This is a genomic window from Proteiniborus sp. (genome assembly GCF_040308045.1).
Classification (GTDB): Bacteria; Bacillota; Clostridia; order Tissierellales; family Proteiniboraceae; genus Proteiniborus.
This window is the reverse complement of record NZ_JAWRHZ010000022.1, coordinates 160327-166616: the sequence shown is the minus strand read 5'-3', so window position 1 is coordinate 166616 and position 6290 is coordinate 160327. Positions and strand designations below refer to the sequence as shown.

Genomic DNA, 6290 nt, shown 5'->3' with positions numbered 1-6290 from the left:
GTGTTCCATTTTATAAAGGGCATTTTCTACCCCTGAATACCCTGGCTTATCATCAAGGTTGAACACTATTACATTTTTAGATTCTTCTGCCTTCAGTACTGGCATCCCATAGATCGGTGTACCTTCTGCTGTATTTGCTGCTGGATTGACTACGTCAGACGCTCCTATTACTATTGCCACATCTGTTTCTTTGAATTTTTCATTCATTTCATCCATTTCTTTAAGCTTTTCATACGGTATATCTACTTCTGCCAATAGTACATTCATATGTCCTGGCATTCTACCTGCTACTGGATGTATTGCAAATTCCACTTCTTTCCCCTTTGACTCCAATAGATCAAACAATGTTTTCACTTGATTTTGTGCTTGAGCTACTGCCATTCCGTAACCTGGTATTATTATCACTTTTTTTGACTCTTCTATTATTTCTTCAATAGATTTCGCAATTGGTGCTTCTGGTGTTTTACTAGTTGTCTCTTCATCAATGCTTTTAACTTCATGTGAAGATAAACCTGTAGCACTTCCAACAGTTTTTTTACTTCGAGATGAACCGTTTAAAACATCAAGCAAGGATCTATTCATAGCTTTACACATAATTTGTGTAAGTATTAATCCTGAAGCTCCCACTATCGCACCTACTGATACTAGCAAAGGATCTCCAATTGTAAGTCCAGATATTGAAGCTGCAAGTCCAGAGAAAGAATTTAGAAGTGATATTGTAATAGGCATATCGCCACCACCAACTCTTAAAGCAAATACTATTCCGTAAGCAAGAGCAATCAATGCAATTAAAATTGAAATAGCTATGACAATTGAATTAGTAAATATTACTCCCAATATTATTAAAATCACTAAAGTTACAATAATAAGAGTTGAAATTATTTTATCTCCTGGCAATGATACAGGACGTTGAGAAATCTTTCTGTCTAGCTTACCTGCAGCTATGAGACTTCCACTTAAGGTTACTCCTCCTACAGCTAAAGCTAAAAGTCCAGAAAATTTATTGAAAATAGGCATATTACCATATCTTTCAGTAATCTCTACTAATGCAACAAATGCAGAGGCTCCACCGCCTAAACCATTTAATAAAGCTACCATTTGGGGCATCTGTATCATTTTAACCTTTTTAGCTAACAAAAGACCTAAAAGTCCTCCTAAAATTATCCCAGCCCACAATAATGGTATAGTAAGTATTTTATTATAGTACATTATACTCAATACTGCTAATAGCATGGCTAAAGCACTAATCATATTCCCTTTTCTTGCAGTTTTAGGGGAACTCATTAATTTTATTCCCCATAGAATTAATATAGATAAAGCAATAGAAATAATTTGATAAATCCCTATCATTTAGCTACACCCCATTATTTTTACTAAACATCTTTAACATTCTGTCCGTAACAACAAACCCTCCCAAAAGGTTAATAGTAGCAAATACTATAGCAATAAAACCCAGTATCTTGCTACCCTTTGCTACAGCAAAAGCAGTAGAAACTAAGGACCCTAAAATAGTTACTCCAGAAATAGCATTTGAACCAGACATTAGTGGAGTATGAAGTAAAGTAGGGATTTCCTTTATAATTTTATAACCTAGGTAAGACGCTATTACAAAAATAAGTATTAGTATCCACGCATCCATTCTTATTCACTCCTTATTTTAGACCCATCGCCTCTCTTGCGCCTTGATGAAGTAGCTCGCCATCCATAGTAACTAAAGTTGAAGCAATGATTTCATCTTCTCTATCTATTATGAATTGTCCATCTTTCACAAAAGCTGCAACTAAATTATATATATTTTTAGAAAACATCCAAGTAGAACTTGACGCCATCATTCCTGGAATGTTATTAGTACCATCAACAGTTACTCCATAATGTTCTGCAATTACTCCACTCTCTGAAAGTTCACAGTTTCCTCCTTGATCTATAGCAACGTCCATAATTACTGATCCTGGTCGCATGCTCTTAACCATCTCTTCAGTTATAACAACTGGTGCTAACTTTCCTGGAACTAATGCAGTAGCTATCACAATATCAGCATCAATTATAAGATCTCTTACTGCCTCACGCTCTTTTTCAATCCATTCTACAGGTAAGCTCTTAGCATATCCGCCTTTACCTATAGCTACTTCAGCAGGTACTCCTGGATCAAGAACTTTTGCACCTAGGCTTTTTGAATGTTCTATTGCGTCAGGTCTTATATCAACAGCAGTTACAACGGCACCAAGTCTCTTAGCTGTAGATACAGCTTGTAATCCTGCTACTCCAGTACCAATTACAACAACCTTAGAAGGTTGAATCATACCTACAGCAGTTCCTGTCATTGGAACAAATTTTGCAAGTTTATTAGCTGCTAAAAGCACACTCTTGTATCCTGCTACACAGCTCATGGAAGTTAAAGCATCCATAGTTTGAGCTCTAGATATTCTTGGAATCCCATCTAAAGTAAGACTAGTTGCTCCGCTCTTAGCTAATGATTTTATCATGTTATGATTCTTTGGAGCTGCAGGATGTAAGAATGTAATAAGTATTTGTCCTTTCTTTAGCATATCAACTTCATGTTTACCGATTTCTGAGTTAAATACTGGTTCTTTAACTTTTAATATGATATCTGATTGATTAAATAGTTCCTGTACATCAGCAATAATTTTGGCACCAACTTTTTCATAATCAGAATCTGGCATAAGTGAGTTTATACCTGCACCTTTTTCAACAAGGACTGTCGCACCATTTTGCACCATTTTCTCAACTGTCTCAGGTGTAGCAGAAACTCTTTTTTCACCTTTCATAATTTCCTTTGGAACTCCAATAGTTAATCCTTTAAATTGTGCATTTCCCATACTATTTAACCCCCTAATTTAATATTTTTATTTTTTGTAAATCTTTTCTTAATAGCTCGTTACTTCAAAGCTTTTGAAATAGGTTTTAAATAAAATGTAGAAATATAAAGTTAATAATGCAAACGTTATCAATTGCATTATATAACATTCCTTATAATGTTTACAAGACTTTAAAATTTTCTTAACAATCTACATATATAAAGAAAATACTCTTTTTCATAACTAAGCTAATTAAACATTTGTTAATACAAAAAAAACAGGTGTACCCACCTGTTTACATCAACGCTTTATTTAATTTCTTTATAGCTCTTTTTTCTATTCTTGATACATATGACCTAGAAATCCCCAGCATCTTTGCTATTTCCCTTTGGGTTTTACAGCCACCATTTAATAAGCCATACCTTAACTGAATTATAATCTTTTCTCTATCCTTTAAAACCTTATTCATTTTACAATATAATTTTTTGACTTGTATTTTTAAATCTACTTCATCTATTACTTCATCTGGCTCTGTTCCTAGGATATCTATCAAGGATAGTTCGTTACCTTCCTTATCCACACCTATAGGATCCTGAAGTGAAACTTCTGATTTTGTTCTTTTGCATGCACGAATAGTCATTAAAATTTCGTTATCTATACATCTTGCTGCGTATGTTGCTAGCCTAGTACCCTTACATCTATCAAATGTAGTTATTGCCTTTATAAGGCCAATTGTGCCAATAGAAATTAAATCGTCCACTTCTCTTCCTGTATTATGATATTTTTTTACTATATGTGCAACCAATCTTAAATTTCTCTCAACTAAAATATTTTTTGCATCTTCGTCTCCTTGCTCGTATAACAATAGATAATGCTCTTCCTCCTTCTGAGAAAGAGGCTTTGGAAAAGAACTACTACTAGAAACGTAGCCAACTAAAGGTAGAATAGGTTTTGTAACAAGAAGACCAAGGTTTGCTAACACTGCCACTAGCATTTAAGCAAACACCTCCATAATATTATGCGCTATAATTAATTATATGAAGATGTTTGGCTTTGTGTGCACGTACCACTTTAGTTTTAACCCTAAATTTCTATTTTTCAAATGTTAATTATTTATGTTTTTTATTCATTTCAATGCTGTAAATGCTTTTAGCAACTTCTTCAAAAATTGGTACCGAAGTCTTGCTACCAGAGCCTCCTTCCTCTATAAAAACTGTTAGAACGTATCTAGGATTTTTTCTTGGAAAATATCCCGAAAACCAAGCATGAGTGTTTTTTTTACCGTTTTCTGCTGACCCAGTTTTACCTGCTGCTCCACCGATATTTGACATGTCAATGTTCTTAGCAGTTCCAACATCTACAACGCCTTCAAGACATTTTTTTACTTGTTTACACAAATCTACTGGTAAAACTCTCTCTTCTTTTGCTCTCTCAACTTTCTTAACAAATTTCCCTTCTTCTGTGACAATACTATCTACAATTCCTATTTCTCGCTTGACACCATCATTTACAATAATCATCATCATATTAGATACCTGAAGGGGGGTAACTTCAATATTAGATTGCCCTATTGAAATGTTTCCAATTGAAGGACCTAACAACTCATCATTTTTAGGGAGATTTCCCCTTGATTCAATTAATATATTTTGGATCTTTTCTCCAAACCCTAGTTTTTTAGCCATATTTATAATTTTCTTAGCACCAACTTTTTGACCTATCTGTATAAAAACCGAGTTACAGGATTCAGAAAAAGCCTTATAAACAGTTAGCTCTCCATGTCCATCAGTATTATTGCATTTAATTTTAAAACTACCTAAGTCTACATATCCTTCGCAAATGAATGTATCATCTATGTCAGATAAATCCTCTTCAATGGCAGCAAGCAAAACAATGATTTTAAAAATAGAACCTGGTGGATAAGCTACCTCTATTGCTTTGTTGTAGAAGTCCATATCATCACTATTAAAATTTGCTTTTATATTATTTTGATTTAGATTTGGTCTACTTGCCATTGCTAAAATATCGCCTGTTTCAACATCTGTGACTACTATGGCTCCATTTACCTTTCTAGCATCCATGACTCTTTCTACTGATTTTTGCATGTCTATATCTACAGTTAACTTTATACTATTAGTGACGTACCTTTTTTCACTAATAGCTTCCGTATCATTTAGACCTGGAATAATTCTTTGCTTTCCATCTACGGTTACATATTTAATCCCCGAAGTTTCATTCATTTTCAGAATATCATCGTATTCTTTTTCTATTCCATATTCGCCGATATTTTCACTTTCTTTTATATAACCTATTACATGCGCAAGTAAATTACTTCCATCATATCTAATTATCCTATCTTCTATAACTATACCTTTTATAAAAGTATTATCTTCAACTACTTCGCCTAACGGTATTTCAACAATTCTATTATTAGATTTTTTTATTATTTCTATATCTTTTTCCGAAAGATTAAAAGTCTCTTTTATACGCTCTAAGATCTGACTATCTTTTAGCACTACATCTCTAAATATATAAATTGTTTTTTCAGCTGTATTATTTGTTAACTGAATGTTATTTCTATCAAATATATTACCTCTGGCTGGAGAAACTCTAATTTCTCTAATGTGTTGTTTTTCTGCCTCATGTCTATATTCTTGTCCCTTAACTAATTGAATCCAAAACAATCGAATTACAATCATTATAAAAGCCATAATAAAAAAAACGATTATTTTCATTGCTCTATTATTAATACTATTTTCAGTCTTCTTATCCATAAAAACACCTCCATAAAAGCTTATAGGATAATTATTCCCAACTTATTATGGAGGTATAATGATTTAAATATTGTTTTCTGCTTTTTTCGAAATAATTGATCTAACTTTTGTAACCATTAGATCAATAGCTACCTTATTGTATCCACCTTCAGGAATGATAATATCTGCATATCTTTTACTTGGTTCTATAAACTGCATATGCGCTGGCCTTACAGTAGTCATATACTGCTCAATAACTGAATCTAAAGTCCTTCCTCTTTCTTTGATATCTCTAGTTATTCTTCTAATTATTCTTACGTCTGAATCAGTGTCAACGAATATTTTAATATCTAGTAATTCTCTAATTCTCTCATCATCAAGTATCAAAATTCCTTCTAGAATAATTATATCCTTTGGATAAACAACTATACTTTCTTTTCTTCTTGTATGTTCTTCAAAGTTATAAATAGGTTTTTCAATAGGATTTCCATCCATTAAAGACTTTAAATGCTCTATAAGTAAATCATTATCAAATGCAAAAGGATGATCATAATTAGTCTTAATTCTCTCTTCGAATAGTAGGTGACTTTGATCCTTGTAGTATGAATCCTGCTCAATAATGACAATGTTTTTTTCTGGTAGCGAGCAGAAAATTTCCATTGCAACAGTACTCTTTCCTGAGCCAGTACCTCCTGTAATGCCAATTAAAATCGGTCTGTTCAAA

At 33.0% G+C, this 6290-nt stretch carries 6 protein-coding genes; all 6 read right to left on the bottom strand.

Annotated elements, in window-relative coordinates; all coding sequences use genetic code 11:
- A partial coding sequence (locus ABV008_RS04140; RefSeq protein WP_352418554.1) for an NAD(P)(+) transhydrogenase (Re/Si-specific) subunit beta occupies positions 1–1350 on the bottom strand: 1350 nt, incomplete at its 3' end.
- Positions 1351–1354: 4 nt separating this feature from the next.
- The gene (locus ABV008_RS04135) at positions 1355–1639 is read right to left on the bottom strand and encodes an NAD(P) transhydrogenase subunit alpha part 2 (RefSeq protein ID WP_352418553.1); all 285 of its coding nucleotides are present in this window, start codon (positions 1637–1639) and stop codon (positions 1355–1357) included.
- Between the two features lie 13 nt (positions 1640–1652).
- Complete coding sequence (locus tag ABV008_RS04130; RefSeq protein WP_352418552.1) at positions 1653–2837, bottom strand: NAD(P) transhydrogenase subunit alpha; 1185 nt, start codon at positions 2835–2837, stop codon at positions 1653–1655.
- Positions 2838–3111: 274 nt separating this feature from the next.
- Positions 3112–3810 carry an RNA polymerase sporulation sigma factor SigK gene (gene sigK / locus ABV008_RS04125; RefSeq protein ID WP_352418551.1) on the bottom strand — a complete coding sequence of 233 codons (699 nt, stop codon included), beginning with the start codon at positions 3808–3810 and terminating at the stop codon, positions 3112–3114.
- A gap of 115 nt (positions 3811–3925) precedes the next feature.
- Entirely contained in the window at positions 3926–5587 is a 1662-nt protein-coding gene (locus ABV008_RS04120) for a peptidoglycan D,D-transpeptidase FtsI family protein (protein ID WP_352418550.1), read from the bottom strand.
- A gap of 63 nt (positions 5588–5650) precedes the next feature.
- Positions 5651–6289: a uridine kinase gene (gene udk / locus ABV008_RS04115; RefSeq protein ID WP_352418549.1), complete on the bottom strand. Its 639-nt coding sequence runs from the start codon at positions 6287–6289 to the stop codon at positions 5651–5653.
- Between the last annotated feature and the right edge of the window lies 1 nt (position 6290).